General features: G+C 44.9%; 22 protein-coding genes and 1 riboswitch. Of the genes, 11 read left to right on the top strand and 11 right to left on the bottom strand.

Annotated features, from left to right (window positions below; all coding sequences use genetic code 11):
* Window positions 1-28 precede the first annotated feature (28 nt).
* The 6 genes from cuyB to QRD89_RS18205 all read left to right on the top strand — a co-directional run bounded on the left by cuyB (window position 29) and on the right by QRD89_RS18205 (window position 4,780).
* Window positions 29-739, top strand: coding sequence for a cysteate racemase (cuyB, locus tag QRD89_RS18230; protein ID WP_008633637.1), 711 nt, complete (start codon window positions 29-31; stop codon window positions 737-739).
* A 57-nt stretch (window positions 740-796) separates the two neighbouring features.
* Complete coding sequence (locus tag QRD89_RS18225; protein WP_008633636.1) at window positions 797-1,084, top strand: hypothetical protein; 288 nt, start codon at window positions 797-799, stop codon at window positions 1,082-1,084.
* Window positions 1,085-1,455: 371 nt separating this feature from the next.
* Window positions 1,456-2,349 (top strand): permease-like cell division protein FtsX, encoded by an 894-nt coding sequence (gene ftsX, locus QRD89_RS18220; protein WP_026577732.1) that lies wholly within the window; start codon window positions 1,456-1,458, stop codon window positions 2,347-2,349.
* 58 nt (window positions 2,350-2,407) lie between these two features.
* A complete protein-coding gene (locus tag QRD89_RS18215) occupies window positions 2,408-3,823 on the top strand; it encodes a murein hydrolase activator EnvC family protein (RefSeq protein ID WP_064503500.1) in 1,416 nt (471 codons plus the stop codon).
* A gap of 141 nt (window positions 3,824-3,964) precedes the next feature.
* On the top strand, window positions 3,965-4,312 hold the full coding sequence (locus QRD89_RS18210; RefSeq protein WP_008633630.1) for a DUF3992 domain-containing protein: 348 nt from the start codon (window positions 3,965-3,967) through the stop codon (window positions 4,310-4,312).
* A 21-nt stretch (window positions 4,313-4,333) separates the two neighbouring features.
* Window positions 4,334-4,780: a BclA C-terminal domain-containing protein gene (locus tag QRD89_RS18205; RefSeq protein ID WP_008633628.1), complete on the top strand. Its 447-nt coding sequence runs from the start codon at window positions 4,334-4,336 to the stop codon at window positions 4,778-4,780.
* On the opposite strand, the gene QRD89_RS18200 is transcribed toward QRD89_RS18205, so the two are convergent.
* On the bottom strand, window positions 4,758-5,612 hold the full coding sequence (locus QRD89_RS18200) for an S-Ena type endospore appendage (protein WP_353477955.1): 855 nt from the start codon (window positions 5,610-5,612) through the stop codon (window positions 4,758-4,760). The two genes, QRD89_RS18205 and QRD89_RS18200, sit on opposite strands and share 23 nt — an antisense overlap.
* Before the next feature lie 424 nt (window positions 5,613-6,036).
* Here QRD89_RS18200 and QRD89_RS18195 point away from each other — a divergent pair, with 424 nt between their 5' ends.
* The 3 genes from QRD89_RS18195 to QRD89_RS18185 all read left to right on the top strand — a co-directional run bounded on the left by QRD89_RS18195 (window position 6,037) and on the right by QRD89_RS18185 (window position 9,415).
* The gene (locus QRD89_RS18195) at window positions 6,037-7,002 is read left to right on the top strand and encodes a S8 family peptidase (protein WP_286095977.1); all 966 of its coding nucleotides are present in this window, start codon (window positions 6,037-6,039) and stop codon (window positions 7,000-7,002) included.
* Window positions 7,003-7,633: 631 nt separating this feature from the next.
* Window positions 7,634-8,821 carry a ParM/StbA family protein gene (locus QRD89_RS18190; RefSeq protein ID WP_008633622.1) on the top strand — a complete coding sequence of 396 codons (1,188 nt, stop codon included), beginning with the start codon at window positions 7,634-7,636 and terminating at the stop codon, window positions 8,819-8,821.
* A gap of 12 nt (window positions 8,822-8,833) precedes the next feature.
* Window positions 8,834-9,415, top strand: coding sequence for a hypothetical protein (locus QRD89_RS18185; RefSeq protein ID WP_062515021.1), 582 nt, complete (start codon window positions 8,834-8,836; stop codon window positions 9,413-9,415).
* A 50-nt stretch (window positions 9,416-9,465) separates the two neighbouring features.
* Here QRD89_RS18185 and QRD89_RS18180 read toward each other — a convergent pair whose 3' ends face one another.
* The gene (locus QRD89_RS18180; protein WP_008640206.1) at window positions 9,466-9,714 is read right to left on the bottom strand and encodes a hypothetical protein; all 249 of its coding nucleotides are present in this window, start codon (window positions 9,712-9,714) and stop codon (window positions 9,466-9,468) included.
* Between the two features lie 78 nt (window positions 9,715-9,792).
* The gene (locus tag QRD89_RS18175) at window positions 9,793-10,344 is read right to left on the bottom strand and encodes a biotin transporter BioY (RefSeq protein WP_026577738.1); all 552 of its coding nucleotides are present in this window, start codon (window positions 10,342-10,344) and stop codon (window positions 9,793-9,795) included.
* A gap of 212 nt (window positions 10,345-10,556) precedes the next feature.
* Here QRD89_RS18175 and QRD89_RS18170 point away from each other — a divergent pair, with 212 nt between their 5' ends.
* Window positions 10,557-12,461, top strand: a complete 1,905-nt coding sequence (locus tag QRD89_RS18170) for an LTA synthase family protein (protein WP_062515018.1) — start codon at window positions 10,557-10,559, stop codon at window positions 12,459-12,461.
* Window positions 12,462-12,512: 51 nt separating this feature from the next.
* Here the strand turns inward: QRD89_RS18170 and QRD89_RS18165 are convergent, their stop codons facing one another.
* The 7 genes from QRD89_RS18165 to QRD89_RS18135 form a co-directional block, all read right to left on the bottom strand.
* Complete coding sequence (locus tag QRD89_RS18165) at window positions 12,513-13,289, bottom strand: sulfite exporter TauE/SafE family protein (RefSeq protein WP_286095976.1); 777 nt, start codon at window positions 13,287-13,289, stop codon at window positions 12,513-12,515.
* Between the two features lie 56 nt (window positions 13,290-13,345).
* Window positions 13,346-13,573, bottom strand: coding sequence for a sulfurtransferase TusA family protein (locus tag QRD89_RS18160; protein WP_286095974.1), 228 nt, complete (start codon window positions 13,571-13,573; stop codon window positions 13,346-13,348).
* Between the two features lie 40 nt (window positions 13,574-13,613).
* On the bottom strand, window positions 13,614-14,744 hold the full coding sequence (locus QRD89_RS18155; RefSeq protein WP_286095973.1) for an MBL fold metallo-hydrolase: 1,131 nt from the start codon (window positions 14,742-14,744) through the stop codon (window positions 13,614-13,616).
* Window positions 14,745-14,783: 39 nt separating this feature from the next.
* Window positions 14,784-15,350, bottom strand: coding sequence for a sulfurtransferase TusA family protein (locus tag QRD89_RS18150; protein WP_026577741.1), 567 nt, complete (start codon window positions 15,348-15,350; stop codon window positions 14,784-14,786).
* Between the two features lie 34 nt (window positions 15,351-15,384).
* A complete protein-coding gene (locus tag QRD89_RS18145; protein WP_286095972.1) occupies window positions 15,385-15,675 on the bottom strand; it encodes a rhodanese-like domain-containing protein in 291 nt (96 codons plus the stop codon).
* Between the two features lie 18 nt (window positions 15,676-15,693).
* Window positions 15,694-16,173 carry a DsrE/DsrF/DrsH-like family protein gene (locus tag QRD89_RS18140; RefSeq protein WP_008637832.1) on the bottom strand — a complete coding sequence of 160 codons (480 nt, stop codon included), beginning with the start codon at window positions 16,171-16,173 and terminating at the stop codon, window positions 15,694-15,696.
* Between the two features lie 61 nt (window positions 16,174-16,234).
* Entirely contained in the window at window positions 16,235-16,492 is a 258-nt protein-coding gene (locus QRD89_RS18135) for a metal-sensitive transcriptional regulator (RefSeq protein WP_026577742.1), read from the bottom strand.
* Window positions 16,493-16,633: 141 nt separating this feature from the next.
* Between QRD89_RS18135 and QRD89_RS18130 the strand changes: the two genes are divergently transcribed.
* Complete coding sequence (locus QRD89_RS18130; protein ID WP_062515009.1) at window positions 16,634-17,347, top strand: DUF421 domain-containing protein; 714 nt, start codon at window positions 16,634-16,636, stop codon at window positions 17,345-17,347.
* A 53-nt stretch (window positions 17,348-17,400) separates the two neighbouring features.
* On the opposite strand, the gene QRD89_RS18125 is transcribed toward QRD89_RS18130, so the two are convergent.
* Window positions 17,401-17,784 (bottom strand): DUF302 domain-containing protein, encoded by a 384-nt coding sequence (locus QRD89_RS18125; protein WP_286095971.1) that lies wholly within the window; start codon window positions 17,782-17,784, stop codon window positions 17,401-17,403.
* A 173-nt stretch (window positions 17,785-17,957) separates the two neighbouring features.
* Window positions 17,958-18,075: riboswitch (SAM riboswitch) on the top strand.
* Window positions 18,076-18,135 lie beyond the last annotated feature (60 nt).

The following is an 18,135-nucleotide window of genomic DNA, read 5'->3' as shown; positions in this document are numbered from 1 at the left end:
GTTCCGGTCTTTTGTTAGGAGGCATCATATGAATGATAAACTGATCGGTATTCTCGGGGGCATGGGCCCGGAAGCGACAGCCGAATGTTATTTGAAAATCATCCGTGCAACGGACGCTAGTAAAGACCAGGAACATTATCGCGTCATCATAGACAGTAATGCGAAGATTCCTGATCGGACAGAAGCGATATCAGGCAGAGGAGCAAGTCCTGTACCTGAAATGACCCATGCTGCGAAGAATTTGGAAAAATTAGGAGTGGAAGTCGCCGTCATTCCTTGTATGACGGCCCACTATTTCATAGAAGAAGTTCAGAAATCCGTTTCCTTCCCGTTACTGAATGCTTTCCTTGAATTGAAGAAATTCATTCAGGACCATTACCCGAAAGTTACGAAGATCGGCGTATTGGCGACGACGGGGACGTTGGAGAGCGGATTGTTCCAGAAGTATTTCGACCACTTGGAGGTCGTTACGCCTACGCCATTGACACAGAAAAATAAAGTCATGGACGCCATTTATGGAGAGAATGGAATTAAAAGCGGAAATACTGATCATGATCCATTGGATAAGTTGAAGGAAGCATCCATGGAACTTTTGAATAACGGAGCAGAACTGATCATTTCCGGATGTACGGAAATCGGTCTTGTATTGAAGCCGTATCATCTCTCTGTACCGCTGATCGATCCGATGGAAGTCGTGGCCAACGTGGTCGTAAAAGAATCGGTGTACCAAAAGTCATAAAAATCTGCTGCCCGCGATATAGTTAAGAAAACGCTTTTCTTAGAGGGGTGACAGCAGATGCCGGAAAGCACCTTTGATCGTTTTCTCCATGATTCCTTTAGAGAAGGGATCTATTACAGGGAGCTCAGGCTTTCGGATCAGGAACTTGCTGCGCTGAGATCCTGCTATCCGAAAGCCACGGTGAAACGAACGAGTGAAGCGGTGGCCGGACGCAGTAAAGCTTGGTATGAAGTCTGCCTGATTCCTGCCGGAAATTCCCGTGAAACTATGCGTCAGGAAAACGAACGGTTAAAACGGGAATTGCTGTTATTAAAACAGCAGAGGACAATCGAAAAGAGCAGGTAAAAGACAGCTGTAACGGCTGTCTTTTTTTGCGGTTTTAATAGGTATTTAAGACTAAGGAAGAGGGAGAGAAAACCATGAAATATGTCGAAAGAATATTCAGTCATGTCACTTTTGTGTAACGTTATGAAACACAAATGTAATAATAATTTGTCTGTATTTAGCGAATAACTTTGTTATAATTGGGAAGGTAAACGACGCAACGACACAGATTACATAGAATCGACAACATAGATTTACAAAATGAGTGTTTAGTAGGAAGTGATATAAATTGTTTGATAGACATCACCGCAAAGAGACGACAACTTGTGGCATGACTACCGTTCAAGAATTCAGCGTATGTGAGGAACGAAGCGTTTGGGGTGGCAGACGAAATGAAATTTAGAACGTTCGGACGCCACATGAAAGAAGGCTTCAAGAACCTTGCGAGAAACCGCTGGATGTCGGTGGCATCCGTTTCAGCTGTCACTGTAACATTACTTCTAGTCGGAGTTTTTGCTACATTACTGCTTAACTTGAATGACATCGGTAAGCAGATCGAAGAGGATGTGGAAGTACGCGCATTCATCGAAGTGACTGCGGATGAAGATGCACGAGATGCACTGCAGGAAGAAATTGAAGGAATATCAGAAGTATCTTCGGTTAAATTCCAGTCCAAAGAGGAAGGGCTCGATGAACTCATCGAAAGCCTCGGAGATGAAGGGCAAGTGTTTGAATCCTTGAAGGATGAGAACCCATTGAACGATGTATTCATCGTCAATGCCGAGAACCCTGAAGATACTATTGCCGTCGCAAAAGAAATTGAAACATTCAAGAATATCGATAAAGTAGAGTATGCAGAAGAGACGGTTCAACGTCTGTTCAAAGTAATGGATATCGCCCGCAATGTGGGACTGGCCATCATAGCAGGTCTGTTGTTCACAGCGATGTTCCTGATTGCTAACACGATTCGGATTACAATCGTCGCAAGAAGAAAAGAAATCGAAATCATGAAAATGGTCGGTGCAACGAATTGGTTCATCCGCTGGCCGTTCCTCGTAGAAGGAATTATGATCGGTATATTAGGATCGGTCATCCCAATCCTCCTTGTCATATTCGGATACGATTTCCTTTTCTCAGAAATCAGCACGCGATACCCGACGTTGTTCATAGATCTACTTCCGGTTTACCCATTCGTCCTTCAAGTATCAGCACTGATGCTGCTCATGGGAGTCATCATCGGACTATGGGGAAGCTTCACATCGATCCGCAAGTATTTGAAAGTATAAAAAAACAAGGAAACTACCATTATTACACAGGTAAGGATTCGGGGGAGGAAACAAGAGAGTGAAGTCTAAAGTATTAATTGCCGCTTTGTCGACCGGTCTTATTCTTGCTGGACTGCCAACCAGCTTCAACACCGTATCAGCCGAAACAAATCAGGAGAAGTTGGAACAGAACCAGCAGCAGCAGTCACAGAAAGAACAGGAAAAGCAACAAACCAAGCAGCAGGTGGATGAACTGAAAGAACGTCAGGACGAGATCAGCTCAGAAATCGCCCGCCTGGATAAACAAATCATGGAAGCGATGGACAAGATCGACGCGAAGGAAAATGAAATTGCCGATACGAAGCAGAACATTGAGCAATTGAAAGAAGAAATCGCAGAACTTGAGAAGCGTATCGCAGAACGTGATGAACTTCTTAAAGATCGTGTGAAGTCCATGCAGCAAAGTGGAGGAGCCGTTGATTACCTGGACGTCCTTATGGGGGCGGAAAGCTTCGGTAACTTCGTGGAACGTGCTATGAGCCTGAATACGATTGCTGAAAAAGATAAAGAATTGCTGGATCAGCACCGTGCTGATAAAGAGGCGGTCGAATCCAAGAAAGCGGAAGTAGAAGACGAACTTGCTTCCCTTGAATCCAACCTTAAAGAGCTGGAGTCACTGAAATCCGGCCTTGATGATAAGAAAGAAGAGAAAAATTCTGTAATGGAAGGCTTATCTGCAGAAGAGAGAGAAGCACTTTCAGAGATTACAGCAATTGAAGACGAGCAGGCAGAGCTTGCAGCTCAGGAAAATGCGATCAAGCAGGAAATTGAGCGTCAGCGTAAGGAAGAAGAAGCCAGAAAGAAAGCTGCTGCAGAGAAAGCCGCTGCAGAGAAAGCAGCACGCGAGAAAGCTGCATCTGAAAAAGCAGCAGCCGAGAAGGCAGCAGCAAAAGAATCAGAGGCTAAAGCTACCGCAGCAGCTGCGTCAAGCTCCAGCAGCTCTTCTGAGTCTTCAAACAGTTCAAGCAGCTCCAGCAGCAAATCAGAATCAAGTGCTTCCAGCAACACGACGTCCAGTGGATCCATGTTCATCTGGCCGGCACATGCTACGATCACGTCTGAATATGGTATGCGATTCCACCCGATCCACAACACAAGCCGTCTGCACTCCGGTATTGATATCGCCGGACCTGGAACGATTCCGATTCATGCAGCAGCTTCCGGTACTGTCTATTCCGCTGGATATTCTTCAGGACTGGGTAACAACGTGAAAATTACCCACCATATTAATGGTCAGACATACACAACGGTGTATGGCCACATGAGAAGTACTCCAGCTGTTTCCGCTGGTCAAACCGTATCCCAAGGTCAGTTCCTTGGAAATATGGGCAGCACAGGTGATTCTACAGGGCAGCACCTCCATTTCGAGATTCACGAAGGATCGTACAATGGTGCTCGTTCAAACTCTGTAAACCCACGTAAATATTTACCATAATAGAATATACAATACGACGCACCGGCCTGAGAGCCGGTGCGTTTTTTTTATTGCCCGGGGAATGACGCTGGACAATCGGCTATACTGTTTTCTCTTTCGTGCATAGGATGAAATAACTAAGGGGAGAAGGGGGTGTTTAGTATGGCTTTATTAGGCGGCTGCAGTGATATGTCTGTCAGCAGTGTCAATGATGCCGTGTGTTTTACCATTACCTTGGAGGACACGACTGCGGGAACGCCTGTGGAAGTGTGGGAGGACAGTACGGGTTTTGCTATTAATGGAACGATTATGATTGAGAACAACGGAATTACGGAAACATCACCTACGGCATCTCTGCTGGTGAACGATACAGAAGTGACTGGATTTACAGTAGCACCGGGAGAAAGCAGGGCAATTACACTGGATAATCTGAACTCCATTGGAATCAGCGGTGCTGGCACAGGATCTTCTGCAGTAAAAGTTTCTTTTTCTTTAAATTATAAATTCTGAACATAGGAAAGGTAGAGGGAGATGGCACAAATTCCGTTCTGTAATAGTGAATCCGATCCTGTCGGAGGAGACTCGATGTATGCTTCTAACACGTCAGGAACCAGCCTGCTCGTCATTGCAGGGGGCACGAATGTACCGCTCCCGAATAATCAGGTATTAGGAGGATTCACAGCCACGCCGAACAATCAGGTATTCACGGTGCCTGTTTCGGGGAGGTACTATGTGTCCTACCAGTTAAATACGACAGTCGGGCTGCTGGCGGGCACGAGGATTCTTCGGAATGGTACGGCTGTACCTGGATCCATTCTCTCTCCATCCCTTTCAACATCCAGCTATAATAATGATCTTATTGTGAATTTGAACGCTGGTGATACGATCAGAGTTCAGTTTTTTGGTCTGCTTGCTACGGTTGTTCTGGTCGGAGGAGGGGCAACGGGGGCTGCGCTTACTGTGATTCGCTTGGCTTAATATAGGGGTGTTTCAGAGAGCCTCGTATGGCGATGGTGTGGATTTTTGTTGACTTTAGTGTAAGATCTACCTGGATTTCATGAGAAATTTTCAAACAGCGCCTCTGATCTATGCATGCAGATGTAGAATGCAGATGAATGTCGTGGATTGTGTAGGAAATTTCTGCTCCGTCAGGGGTATGGAGATGAACGTTTTTCTCATAATGGATTGGTAGAACCTCCACCAGGCACTGTTCCTCTGTTATTGTATCTGTCCGGATAACGGCGAGGAAGCCTTTAATAACCACAGAAAACCGTTGGGGGATTGTTGATGAGGGCTCTCTCCGATTGGTTTTTACATAGACATGTAAGGGGGAGTAATCTGCATTATTTGAAGCATCCGGAGCAGACGTGAAAAAGCTTGATACTTTATACCTGTCGGAAGAATGATATGCCTTCTTAAGGATCACCTCTACTGTACCTATATACCCGGTAATGGTGCAGGATTCAGGAACCTTTAAAACAATAGAGGTGATGTTTGGTACCGTGATAGAGAACGGCTGCTCTGCCTCGATGGAGAAAGACTCTTTCCCGTTCAACACGAGTTTCATCGGGCCTCTCATTTTATGGACCTGAGTAACTTTAATGGTAACCGCATAGGAATGCTTGGAGTAATGTTCCCACAGAGGGAAGTAATACTTGTTTTTACATGCTCTTTCGATGTTAAAAATGAGCTTTTCTACAGGATATGATTCTATCTGGGAAAGAGGAATGTTGTGGTTTTTATAAAATGTCTCGTTTAAGGTAACCCAGTCATATAGAACAGGGACTCGGATGCAGTGATCCTGATTCATGGACAATAGGCCGCCTCCTCTTCGAGCTCCTTTACTATATGTTCCAATCAGGGAGTTTGTGTCCTAATGTGCCTTTTGTAGATAGCTTGGACGGTTTCCCGTTTCGGCAGGCGTGGGGGGGTAATGGAAGCGACGTGTGATAAGTTCTCATGACATAAAGGGCAGACCCATTGAGAGGAGGAGGATCGATAAGATGGTCTTTGACAAGTAGTGCAGATCTTTTTCAACATTTCCTTCACCCTTTCCGTTCTTTATGAAGAACGATTTATTAAGATTATAACGCATATTTATTCAAATGGGTAGATGGTTCTGTTTTCTTGTTTACACACATGCCTCATTCACTCTGGATAAGTGATGATGGTATAATTATGGAAGAGATTCCCTTCATGACTGAACTCCAAACCATAAGCAGGAGGAGATACCCATGAACCAAATGAAACTGATTCCATATCGCACAGAAACTGTTTTAGAGTCCATTTCAGAGGTTCCTTCAGGAATAAAAATGGTGGAAGCAGAGGAGTTGTGGGAACGGACAGATCAAGGTGCAGGCAGTGTCGTAGCTGTTATTGACACAGGCTGTCAGATGGATCACCCGGATTTGGAGGGGCAGATCATCGATGGCTACAATTTCACGGATGACTTTAATGGAAGTATAGAAGATTATAATGATAATAACGGACACGGCACCCATGTTGCCGGTACCATCGCAGCTTTAGAGAATGGAAATGGAGTAGTAGGGGTGGCGCCAAAAGCAAAACTACTTATTTTAAAGGTCCTTTCCGGTGATGGGAGTGGCAGTTATGAGTGGATTGTTAATGCTATTCGCTATGCGATCGACTGGGAAGGGCCTTCCGGAGAGAAGGCAAGAGTCATTTCCATGTCCCTTGGCGGTCCTCAAGATACTGAAGAACTCCATCAGGCTGTAAAAGATGCCGTAGACAGTGGAATATCGATCGTATGTGCCGCTGGAAATGACGGAGACGGCAGGGAAGATACACAGGAATTCAGCTATCCCGGCGCTTATAATGAAGTCATACAGGTAGGAGCCGTTGATGATTCCAAGGGAATCGCGGAATTTACCAATATGAATGATCAAATAGACTTGGTTGCTCCCGGTGTTGATGTCCTGTCCACTTACACGGAAGGGAAGTATGCCAAGCTCTCCGGCACTTCTATGGCTACTCCTCATGTCTCAGGAGGGATAGCGCTGTTAATCCCTTTGGTGGAAAAACAGTTTCAGCGCTCTATGTCAGAGTCGGAGATCTTTTCACAGCTGATCAAGCGAACGACCCCTCTCGGCTTTAGTAAAGTTGCGGAAGGAAACGGGCTGATGACACTCGCTCTCACAGATAAATTGGAAGAAATTTTTCGTGTTCATACAGAAAAATAAACGGATTACTCTATTATTTAATGGGACATCTATACTTGTAAAAGAGGCATACAGTCGTATGCCTCTTTTACGTTTGTTGATATCGGGTCACTTACGTTCTTCGTGTTCTTCCACTCTCTTTCACTTCGGTCCCGTGCATATGGTGCTTATTAAGGCGCTCCCATTCATGTATAGGAATCTCCCATCTCCCTCCTCCTATGCTTCAAATAGGATGATTTTATCTTAAGAGATAATTTCATTTAGAAAATCGACGTGGTTTTTGTTCATCCCCCTTTTTCACACCCTCCTACTTTCCTCACATCAGCCCGGGTTCTGGAAAATCGCAGTAGTACTAAGCCCATCTTTTTGTGTAAGATATTGTATGTTTGCGTAAAATGCACACAAGAACACATTAATGTAAACATGTGTACAAAAAGAAAACAATACGTATTCAAATATGTGTGCATGAAAACAAAAGTGTACACATTCTTATATATCAACGTGCGTGCTAAAAAGTACACTTGTAAACATATTTGTACACATGCACACATGAATGAATACTCAAAAAGGCGCATTGACTATTAGGAGCGTGTTTAATAGATTAAGAGTAAGCTAGACAAAATTTAGTAATAGAAAAGGAGAGCTGTATAATATGACAAATTCAAGAATCGCAGCTGTTGATGTAGGTAACGATGCTGTAAAAGCAAACTTTGGAAAACTAGAATCTTCTTTATATATCCCGAACGTCATTGCAAGAGATCTGGAGGACCGACCTGTAATCGGTATTGAAGATTTGGATGATAAAGAACCACTTGATAACCTACATATCCGCGTGCACTCCCCTGCTCTGAGGGAAAACAACGCAATTTACCGTGTAGGTAATCTGGCTACAAAAACGACCAACTCTACTGAACTCGACCCTGGCAGTTATAAGTCAGAGGAAGATCAGACGCTGGTCATGCTTTTTGCTGCATTAGCTATGGATGCTGTATCCGGTAAAAACGCTCAATCCAGCAAAAATAACGTATTAGAGGCGAACTACACGCTGGGTACAGGACTTCCACTTAGAGAAGTGAAAGAAGGAAAAGACGTTGGGTACCGTTCGCAGCTGCTTGGATCTGTTCACCAGGTCGAGTTCCTTGTAACGCCTAAATATCAAGGAATCAAAGTTAATTTGAAATTTGATGAAGTTAAAGTATATCCAGAAGGATTCGCAGCTTATGTGAACCTGGTAATGGATAATGATTTGACGATTATTAATAAAGAACTTGTGGACAAACAGATTTTGATTCAGGATATTGGTGGTCTGTCCACAGATATCGCTGTGATCCGTAACCGCAATGTGGATGATGACAAAGCACAAGGATTCAACCTGGGTGTTTCTGAATCATTAGAAATGATTCGTGATGAAATCCTGACGAAACACGGTGTGGAATTGGACAGCCGCCGAGATGTCGTTGATATCATCACCCGTAAGAATGACCGCCACCATATCATGGTCCGCGGAAGCCGTACGAATGTTCATGACATTACCGACCGCATCCTTCTTGAACTTGCGAAGAAACAATACCGTTATTTGAGAAATGTATGGCAGAAAAACTCCCAGACAGAGATCTGCTACTTTGTCGGTGGCGGTTCTGCTGTTTTGAAAGATTACATCAAGACACTGAACAACAAACTGGACGGTTTCAATATCGAGTTCTTTGAGGACGAGCAGGAAAGCATTTGGATGATGGCAAACGCTTATTACAAGCTGATTTCTGATTTCATCCGCAAAAACAATAAAGAGTTCTCCAAAGATAACAAGAAGCAAGAACAAAAATCAGGATCCGCTAAATAATAGGAGGATTCTATGAGTTCTTCCAGGAAAAGTGTGGAGAGGGGACAATCGATCACGTTTCGTGTTCCCTCGGACACACCTGATCATATATTGAAGCAATTAACCCGTTTAAAAGAAGAAGAGCGAAGGAACTTTTCAAGCAGAATTGCTCAGTTTGTCATGGACGGGGTCAGTGAGACACTGTCGAAGGAAAAGGAAATGGTGACAATTCCTCTACCGAAGCCGTTGACGAAAGAACAGCGCAGCTGGATGAAGCATGAACATTCCGAGGCGTTGATCGGTAGTATTCTTTATCAATTGATGCTCGACCCGATGCGGGCGACCACGCTGCTCGCCACGATGAACAGCAATGCTTATGATATCGATGATGCTCTCTATCTGCAGGAGGAAGAGGCAGCAGCTTCCAATGAAGAGAAAGAAGTAGATGTCCCCGTTAATAATCCAGTGGCGGAAATCCCTGAATTCACGGACGATGACTTAGACGACCTTGATCTGGACAGCCTTCAAGGGGATCTGCGTGTAGAAGAGGAAGACACCAAGGAAGAAGACGAGGACGATATGCTTGATGATTTCTTCAGCCGAATGAACCGATAAAAATAAGCCCTCTCAATTATGGCGAGTGGGCTTATTTTTATCGGTTTCTTTCAATCCAACCGGTTGTTTTGTGCGAATGCTACGAAGGAACGCTCGTCCTCCACAAGACCGCATGCTCCGCACTGGACCTTTTTATCCGGTCCTTTGTACGGCGTATGAAAGGCGTCCATATTTTCGTTGGAATATTCCGTGTCGACTTCTCCGGTTTTTGGATTCATTTTCACGGCGGATGCCTTCTGCTCGATCACGTTGAACCTGGACCGGTTCGTTTTGCAGTTGGGGCAAAGGTATGGCTGCATCGTATTCACCTCCATTAAATAGGATGCGCCGTCATCATCCAAATTATGTAAAGGTGCGATTTTCTTAACTCATAGCGTTCAGGCTGTCTTCCGTAGAGGTGAATTTCTCCCCTTCTTTTGAATAAGCACACCGAAATAGGCGGCAAGAAGCGCTTTAATAATACCGACTGGGAGAAACGGAATGACTCCTGCTTTAAGGGCTTCGCTCCAAGAAAGATCGAGGAGCGATTGAAGTTGTATCATACCGCATAGGAGGATAAGGGCTGTACCAACCAGGTTGGCATAAATCGCTGTAGTTAGTTGAATTCCTTTTCTTTCTATGAGAAGGCCGATCAAGTAGGCGGCAGGTATGAATCCGAGAATGTATCCGCCGCTTGTCCCGGAAACGACCTCCCATCCGCTTGCTCCTCCTGCGAAAACCGGTAACCCGGCAACCCCCATCCCTGCGTATATAATCATTGCGGAAGCACCCCGCAAACTTCCAAGGACCGTCGCGCTCAAACCGACAGCGAGTGTCTGGCCGCTGATCGGTATAAGAGGTAAAGGAATCTCCAATTGAGCCATGACGCCTGTAAAAGCTGCGAACCCTGTACAAAGCAGCATATTTCTCCATGCTTTTTTCAATTTCATTACAATCACTCCTCAAATGTTAACTATATAAAAATAAGGTTAACTTTTAAAGTGTGTACGGATGAAATAGGTCTCCCGTTTCATTTTTCGTGCGGAATCTATGAGTTTAGACACGAATTGTGTCAGACTTTTTAAAGAATGCAGGGAGTAGTACAAAAAGGTGTTCAAATAAGTTAGAATAGGGTAATGTAAAATTTAACGGAGGTTTTACAATGTTTACAATTAAAAAACATATGAATAAATCACTCGGAATGAAACTATTAGTCTATGCACTAGTCATTTTGGTGTTTTGGATAAAGATGTCTTATATACAAGGGAATATCTTCTCCCTGAACGTTGAAAATGCGAATGAAGGACGGATCCTTCTGTTTAACCCTTTGAGCAGTATTCTGCTCATTTTCGGCCTCGGAATATTGCTCGGCGGGCGCCGCGGGATGTTTGTGTCCTATATTCTTGGGTCCGTTCTTCTATATGTGAACGTGCTTTTTTACAGAGAATATAACGACTTCATTACAATCCCGATGATCAGCCAGGTCGCCAACCTGGCGGACCTTGGTGGAAGCATCACGACCATATTGGAACCCAGTGACATTTTATTGTTCGTAGATGTGCTGCTTGCTGCTTTTCTATTATTCTACTTGAAGCCTTCACGTCTTCAGGTGTTCAAGCCGAAACGCCGGGAAGGATTCCTGCTAGCTATTATCGCCGTACCGCTTTTCCTTCTTAATCTTCAATGGGCGGAAACGGAAAGGACAGACTTGTTGGAGCGTGCTTTTGACCGTAATATGCTGGTTAAATATATCGGTTTGATTAATTACCACGTGTATGATGCCGTGCTTCAAGGCCAGACGGAAATGAAAAAGACGTTTGCGGACAGCAATGAGCTGGTCCCTGCCATCAACTACGTCAATGAAAACGAACAGGAAGACAGCGACCGGTTGGAAGGCATTGCAGAAGGGAAGAACGTCATCGTCCTTTCTCTTGAAAGTACGCAGACCTTTGTAGTTGATAATACTCTTCATGGAGAAGAGCTGACTCCTTACTTTAATGACCTTAAAGAAGATGGTATATATTTCGATAACTTCTATCACCAGGTGAAGCAGGGACGTACGTCCGACTCTGAATTCCTGCTTGCCAATTCCTTGTATCCGCTGAACCGTGGAGCAGTATTCTTTACCCATTCAGGTAACGAATACAAAGGTATGCCGGGTCTACTCAGCGAGAACGGATACTTCACGAACGTCATGCATGCTAACGATAAGACGTTCTGGAACCGGAATGTGATGTATGATTCTCTCGGATATGATGAGTTCTTCTCGAAAGAGGACTATGAGATTACGGAAGAGAAATCGCACAGCTGGGGTTATATGGATGAGTATTTCTTCCAGGATTCTCTGGATAAGATGGAAGAAATGGAGCAGCCATTCTACTCCAAACTCATTACATTGACCAACCACTATCCGTTTACGCTTCCGGAAGATAAACAATTGATTGAGCCTGGTGAAACAGGCAGTAACACGCTGAACCGTTACTTCCAAACGATTCGTTACCAGGACGAGGCATTGAAAGAGTTTGTCGAACGCTTCAAAGCGTCCGACCTGTATGATGATACGATTCTCGTCATTTACGGTGACCACTTTGGTATTTCTGAGAACCACCAGAAGGCCATGGGCGAGTATTTAGGTAAAGATATTAATGATTATGAGCAATTCCAGCTGCAGCGAGTACCGTTGCTTCTGTATGGTAAGGATATTGAACCGGAGAAGAACCATACGGTGGGTGGACAGATTGATCTGCGTCCGACCATCACCAACCTGCTTGGAATCGAAGATGATAATCCGATCCAGTTCGGCCATGATTTATTGGACGAGGACCGCCGTCAGCTTATGATCACACGTGATGGAAACTTTGCTGATGAAGAATATGTAGGTATTCAAGGTGCCTGCTATGACCGTGAAACAGGAGAAACTGTAGAAAATGGAGCGTGTGATACTGGTTTCGATGCTGCGCAGGAAGAATTAGAAACATCCGATTCTATCATATACGGAGACTTGCTTCGTTATCTGGATGAAACAGAAATGGTGAATCCGGAAGAAGAGCAAGAGGAAGCAGCTTAATAAAAGAAAAACCACCATTCCAGGTCAGGGATGGTGGTTTTTTTAGATAAGTTAAAAGATATCGAACCAGATTTTAATGGTTGTGCCAAGTATAAGGACAGCGAGTATGGTTTGGAGAACGTTCGTATTCATTTTCTGTCCTGACTTCGCTCCCAACGGCGCAGCGATCAAGCTTGCCAGGATAAGAATAAAAGCAGGCAGATAATCGAATTGTCCCGTTGTCACTTTCCCGATGGTTGCACCGATCGATGAGATCAAAGTGATCGCGAGAGAGGAGGCGATGGTCATCCTTGTCGGTATTTTCAAGACGACGAGCATTATCGGTACGAGCAGGAAAGCTCCTCCGGCTCCTACAATACCAGCTCCAATACCAACGAGGAAGGCAAGCAGGGAAGCGGCAGGCTTGTGGAACGTCACAAGATTCACGGGTGTTTCATCGGTCCTTTTCTTAGGGATGAACATCATGATGGTTGCAATAAGGGCAATAATTCCGTAAACGATGTTGATGCCGTTCTCCGGCATGAATTGAGAGCCGTATCCGCCGATAAAACTACCGATTAATACACTGCCCCCCATGTATAAGATCAGTGGTTTATTAAGATGCCCGCCTTTTCGATAGGCCCACACACCACCGATCGTTGCGAAGAAGACCTGGATCGCACTGATTCCTGATACTTCGTATGCCGTAAACGAACCGACGCCGATGAAGGCCGGTATATAGAGCAGCATCGGGTAGTTGATAATCGCGCCGCCGATCCCGAGCATCCCGGAGATGTAGGAACCCACAAATCCGATAGCAAATATAGTAAGAATAAATCCATATTCCATGTGTCTTGTACCTCCTTAAAAAAGGGAACCGAATGGACGGTTCCCTTTTGCTGTTGTTATGCTTTTTGAATCCAAAATTTGAAGACACCCTCGTTTTCCTGGTGGTCGAGAAGGGTGTGTCCTCCGGATTTAGCCCATGCAGTCAAATCGCTCTCTGCGCCTTTATCTGTTGCATGGATTTCCAGTATTTCTCCTGATTCTATATCGTTCATCGCTTTCTTCGTTTTGACAATCGGCATTGGGCATGCCAGGCCTTTAGCATCTAATACTTTGGTTACGTTCATGATTTCATACCTCCAGTAGTTTTATTGGGTCGTCTGATGGTTACCTTACTGCACAGCGGTTCGGTCCCACTTCCATTTCGCGCTGTTCCTCCTTATCCGGACGGATTTTACCCATGTTCGTTTCCCGGATCTGCTGATAAGCATTCGGCTGTGGTGGAAGGTTCTCTGTGACAAGTTTACGGAATTCACTAACGTCTTCAATGTTTAAACCATGATTCTCCTGGAATAGTGCTCCCAGTTTTCGAGCAATCGTATGATCTTCATTCCACTCCTCCATCGTCATGAAGTGGGCAGGCAGAACAAGCAGCTCGGCAGATAGTTCCTTATAGCGTGTATAAAGTGTCTCTCTAAGGTCCGCTACCCAGTCTTCTGCTTTTCCGGCAAGGTCCGGTCTTCCAATCGAATCGATGAATAAAATATCTCCCGTCATCAAGTAACGATCATCGACAACGAAGGACGTGGAGCCTTTCGTATGACCAGGGGAATAGAGCGCATGCACATCGATCTTTGCATTTCCGGCCTGAATCTTCGTTTGGTCCTGCAGCGCGTTGTATTCAAATGTTACTTCGGCAGCATCTTCGGGTGGAAGCCAGTAGGAAGCGCCTGTTTCTTCAGCAAGTTGTCTGCCGCCGGATATATGATCGGCATGCAGGTGAGTGTCCAGGATGTGTGTGATCTTCCAATTGTTTTCTTCTGCAAAGTCTTTGTACACGTCGGTCATTCTTGTCGCGTCGATGACAACGGCTTCGCCTTTAGAAACGACCATATAAGACAGGCAGCCTTTACCGATACGTATGAATTGATAGACAGATCCTCCGTCACTCAATTCACCGACTTTTACCGGCTCCAGGTGCTCACTCCACTCTTTCATTCCACCCTCGACGGAATATACGTTTTCATATCCTGCCTCACTAATCAGTTCTGCCACCATTTCAGAGGAGCCGCCTTTGGCACAAACGACGGCAATCTCTTTATCATTCGGTAACTGATCGGTAATAGACTCGACGCCATCGAGCAGATCAAAGTAAGGCACGTTCATATAAGTGAAGCTGTCACTTTCGATTTTCCAATCATGGAATGCGTCCTCTGTCCGTACATCCAGTAGGAACAGCTCTTCCTTATTCAGCACTTTCTTGACGATATCTGCAATCGGCATAGTTTTTACTGACATCCTATTTACCCCCTAAGGTATATTGGTTTGCAAAAAAATTTAATTATGAATGGAGGAAGTTTCTCCGTTCCATTCCCTCATGCCAGGTACGACATTGTACACGTTCTCCAAGCCTTTGTCTGCCAGCTTCTGTGCAGCCAAGTCACTGCGGCTTCCTGTGCGGCAGATGACGTAAACAGGTTTGGTGCTGTCGATCTCATTCATGCGTGCATCCAGCTCTCCTAGTGGAATGGATACCGCTCCCGGGATGTGCGTGAATGCAAATTCTGCCTGTTCACGAACATCCAGTATGGTTACTTCCTGTGAGCGTACTTCCTGAAGTGTTTCATTGTCCACGATGTGTGGATGTTTCTTCTCCTGGGCTTCTTCGCCGCTGGTTTTCCGGAGATAGTGTTTCAGGACATCCCCGTCTTCGATAATACCGAGATAGTCGTGTCCGGAGCTTTTCGCCCATGCCTGCAGATCGGCTTTGGAACCTTTATCTGTTGCAAGCACTTCTAAGACATCGCCTGCAGCAAGGTCTTTGAATGCTTTCTTCGTCTTTACAATCGGCATTGGGCAGGCCAAGCCTTTGGCATCAAGCGTCTGATTCGTTTTAATTGTCATCTGAGATTCCTCCTTACCCATATAGGTATGTGATTTATTCTGTCGGGCCTTCCCAGGCGAGCATGCCGCCCTCCATGTTCGTTACGTCAAACCCTTTACTCATGAGTATTTCTGAAGCACGGCCGCTGCGTCCGCCGGAGCGACAAACCATGATATAAGGTGTATCTTTATCCAATTCAACCGCCCGCTCTTCAATAAATCCCAGAGGGATGTGTGCAGCACCGGGTATTTTACCTTCTGCCACTTCTTCGTCTTCTCTGACATCAATGATGTTCAGAGCCTCACTCAGCTGCTGTTCTACTTCTTTAGCTGTCATTGTTTTCATATGGTTTCAACCTCCTGATTAGATAAATAGGTTAACGTTTCCTTCTTCTGCATCTGCCAAATAAGCAGCTACACCAGCGTACTGGATGTCATCCAACAGTTCTTCCTTTTGGAGACCGAGGAGATCCATCGTCATTGTACAGGCAACAAGGTTGATTTCCTGTTCCTGAGCCATGTCAATCAAGTCCGGCAACGGCACAGCATTATGCTTCTTCATAACGTCTTTGATCATTTTAGGGCCGAATCCTGCGAAATTCATTTTAGAAATGCCCATTTTATCCGCACCCCGTGGCATCATTTTCCCGAACATTTTCTCCATGAAGCCTTTCTTCACTTTAATTGGTTCGTCTTTCCTTAGAGCATTCAGTCCCCAGAAAGTATGGAAGATGGTAACTTCATGATCATAGGCTGCTGCCCCGTTGGCGATGATATAAGCGGCCATCGCCTTATCGTAATCTCCGCTGAATAAAATGATGTTCGTTTTCTTCGTCTCTGACATTTTACTGCCTCCTTATTGGGTTATACTAATACGTGTAGGGGTATATTGTAAAGTAAAAAAATTATCTGCTTTTGACTAGCAATTGAACAGCTTCGTTAATGGACGCTTCTGTTGTCTGATCGTCATCGGACCCTTGAATGCACTCTGCAAGGTTGGAGCTGACGACAAGACCGATGGCACGATCGATCGCGCTTCTGGATGCAGAAAGCTGTGTGATGACATCTTTACAGTCTTTATTCTCCTCCATCATTTTCAGTACGCCTCTCAATTGCCCTTCTAATCGTTTCACTCTGTTTTTCATAGCTGTGTTATATTCCACTGCGTCGGCCTCCCTTAAGCAGTTATTTTTGTTCGCTTTGAACAGTACATGACTAATAATATACCCCTAGTGGTATTTTTGTCAACAAGAAAAGATTCGGATAAGAATACCGATAGAATACCAAGCTAAGGAAGAGGTGACATGATGGAACTTTGGATGGATACCTGGAAGGTACTGCTTAGAATCGTCACAATCCTGCCATTGCTTTTGGCCGTAGGTCTCTTTATGGGGAAGCGGTCGATCGGTGAACTACCTGTCTTTGACTTCGTTGTTGTCCTGGTTCTCGGCTCCGTGGTGGGAGCGGATATTGCTGATCCGAATATCAACCACATCCATACGGTGACAGCTATTATAGCGATCGCGCTCTTACAAAAAGTCATTGTATGGATGAAGCTGAGGAGTCCTTGGTTCGGTAAGTTATTGACCTTCGAACCAACTGTTGTCGTTTTCGAAGGGAAGATGATTGGTGAAAACGTTAAGCGAATTCGCTATTCCATTGATAACATAATACAAATGCTTCGGGAAAAAGATGTATTCCGGATTGAGGACGTATACACGGCAATCATAGAACCGGACGGGAGATTGACGGTGCAATTGAAGCAGGGAAAAGAGCCTGTTACTAGAGAAGACATAGGTATGTGGAATAGGGGTGGGGGTTATGACATCCCCTTGATTATGGACGGTATTTTACAAAAGGATATGATAGCGCGTATGGAAAAGACAGAAGCGTGGGTAGAGAAACAGATCACTCCCCATGCGGTTTCGGATATCTTCTACGGAGCGGTAACCAACCGGGGATCTTTTCACTACTCGTTGAAAGGTACGGATCCGAAAATTCCGCCTATCGAGCATTAAATGGAGATCCCTGGTAGAGTGCGGATGGGTGAACCCTGACCAGGGATCTAATTTCACACGCTTTTGCTTATACAGTGAATCAACCGTTCCTCGATATCGGAGGCGAGTGATTGAACGGCAGCATCGCCAATGAGACTTACAAGAGCAGTTGGTTTCGGCATTCCGATCTTTGTTGTGCCCTGCTCATCATATACGACCATTTTACAAGGGAGAAAATAACCGGCAAGGGTATTCTCGGATAGGATGCTTTCTGCTTCTTTCGGATTACACACTTCAAGAATACGAAATTCCTGATGGAAGTCCAATCCTTTTTTCGTCAGCTTATCTTTGACATTGAACTTCCATAAGACCCCGAACTGCTCCAGACTCAGCTGTTGTTCCAGGCTTTCCACTGCATCCTCGACACTCTTCTTCGTTTCAACTGTATAATGAAACATAGAATCCTCCTTTTTAATTTCCTGATTTATGGCTATACATACCCTTTAAGGTATTTATGGAATCTGAATTTCTCCATTTTTCTGAGAAAAGTTACAAATGGAATTGACAAGGTGGATGAGGCTGTATTATCATTTTCACCAGTGACATAATTGAATAACGAATTGAATCGATCTTCTTATCTAGAGAGGTGGAGGGACTGGCCCTTTGAAACCTCGGCAGCGGATCTGAACGGATGTCTCCGTCAGAAACTGTGCCAACTCCAGCACGCCTGTGGGCGTGACAGATGAGGAGAGACGGATCTCATATACATACGTGTGAGCCTCTCTTCTTGTTTTATAAGAAGAGAGGCT

The sequence above is a fragment of the Halobacillus sp. ACCC02827 genome (assembly GCF_030291935.1).
GTDB lineage: Bacteria > Bacillota > Bacilli > Bacillales > Halobacillaceae > Halobacillus.
Note: the sequence above shows the minus strand (reverse complement) of the source record. Positions and strands in the feature narration are given on the sequence as shown.

Coding starts and splice junctions, on each gene's coding strand:
- cuyB (WP_008633637.1), top strand. CDS start 29: ATGAATGATAAACTGATCGGTATTCTCGGGGGCATGGGCCCGGAAGCG.
- QRD89_RS18225 (WP_008633636.1), top strand. CDS start 797: ATGCCGGAAAGCACCTTTGATCGTTTTCTCCATGATTCCTTTAGAGAA.
- ftsX (WP_026577732.1), top strand. CDS start 1,456: ATGAAATTTAGAACGTTCGGACGCCACATGAAAGAAGGCTTCAAGAAC.
- QRD89_RS18210 (WP_008633630.1), top strand. CDS start 3,965: ATGGCTTTATTAGGCGGCTGCAGTGATATGTCTGTCAGCAGTGTCAAT.
- QRD89_RS18205 (WP_008633628.1), top strand. CDS start 4,334: ATGGCACAAATTCCGTTCTGTAATAGTGAATCCGATCCTGTCGGAGGA.
- QRD89_RS18200 (WP_353477955.1), bottom strand. CDS start 5,612: ATGAATCAGGATCACTGCATCCGAGTCCCTGTTCTATATGACTGGGTT.
- QRD89_RS18195 (WP_286095977.1), top strand. CDS start 6,037: ATGAACCAAATGAAACTGATTCCATATCGCACAGAAACTGTTTTAGAG.
- QRD89_RS18190 (WP_008633622.1), top strand. CDS start 7,634: ATGACAAATTCAAGAATCGCAGCTGTTGATGTAGGTAACGATGCTGTA.
- QRD89_RS18185 (WP_062515021.1), top strand. CDS start 8,834: ATGAGTTCTTCCAGGAAAAGTGTGGAGAGGGGACAATCGATCACGTTT.
- QRD89_RS18180 (WP_008640206.1), bottom strand. CDS start 9,714: ATGCAGCCATACCTTTGCCCCAACTGCAAAACGAACCGGTCCAGGTTC.
- QRD89_RS18175 (WP_026577738.1), bottom strand. CDS start 10,344: ATGAAATTGAAAAAAGCATGGAGAAATATGCTGCTTTGTACAGGGTTC.
- QRD89_RS18170 (WP_062515018.1), top strand. CDS start 10,557: ATGTTTACAATTAAAAAACATATGAATAAATCACTCGGAATGAAACTA.
- QRD89_RS18165 (WP_286095976.1), bottom strand. CDS start 13,289: ATGGAATATGGATTTATTCTTACTATATTTGCTATCGGATTTGTGGGT.
- QRD89_RS18160 (WP_286095974.1), bottom strand. CDS start 13,573: ATGAACGTAACCAAAGTATTAGATGCTAAAGGCCTGGCATGCCCAATG.
- QRD89_RS18155 (WP_286095973.1), bottom strand. CDS start 14,744: ATGTCAGTAAAAACTATGCCGATTGCAGATATCGTCAAGAAAGTGCTG.
- QRD89_RS18150 (WP_026577741.1), bottom strand. CDS start 15,350: ATGACAATTAAAACGAATCAGACGCTTGATGCCAAAGGCTTGGCCTGC.
- QRD89_RS18145 (WP_286095972.1), bottom strand. CDS start 15,675: ATGAAAACAATGACAGCTAAAGAAGTAGAACAGCAGCTGAGTGAGGCT.
- QRD89_RS18140 (WP_008637832.1), bottom strand. CDS start 16,173: ATGTCAGAGACGAAGAAAACGAACATCATTTTATTCAGCGGAGATTAC.
- QRD89_RS18130 (WP_062515009.1), top strand. CDS start 16,634: ATGATGGAACTTTGGATGGATACCTGGAAGGTACTGCTTAGAATCGTC.
- QRD89_RS18125 (WP_286095971.1), bottom strand. CDS start 17,784: ATGTTTCATTATACAGTTGAAACGAAGAAGAGTGTCGAGGATGCAGTG.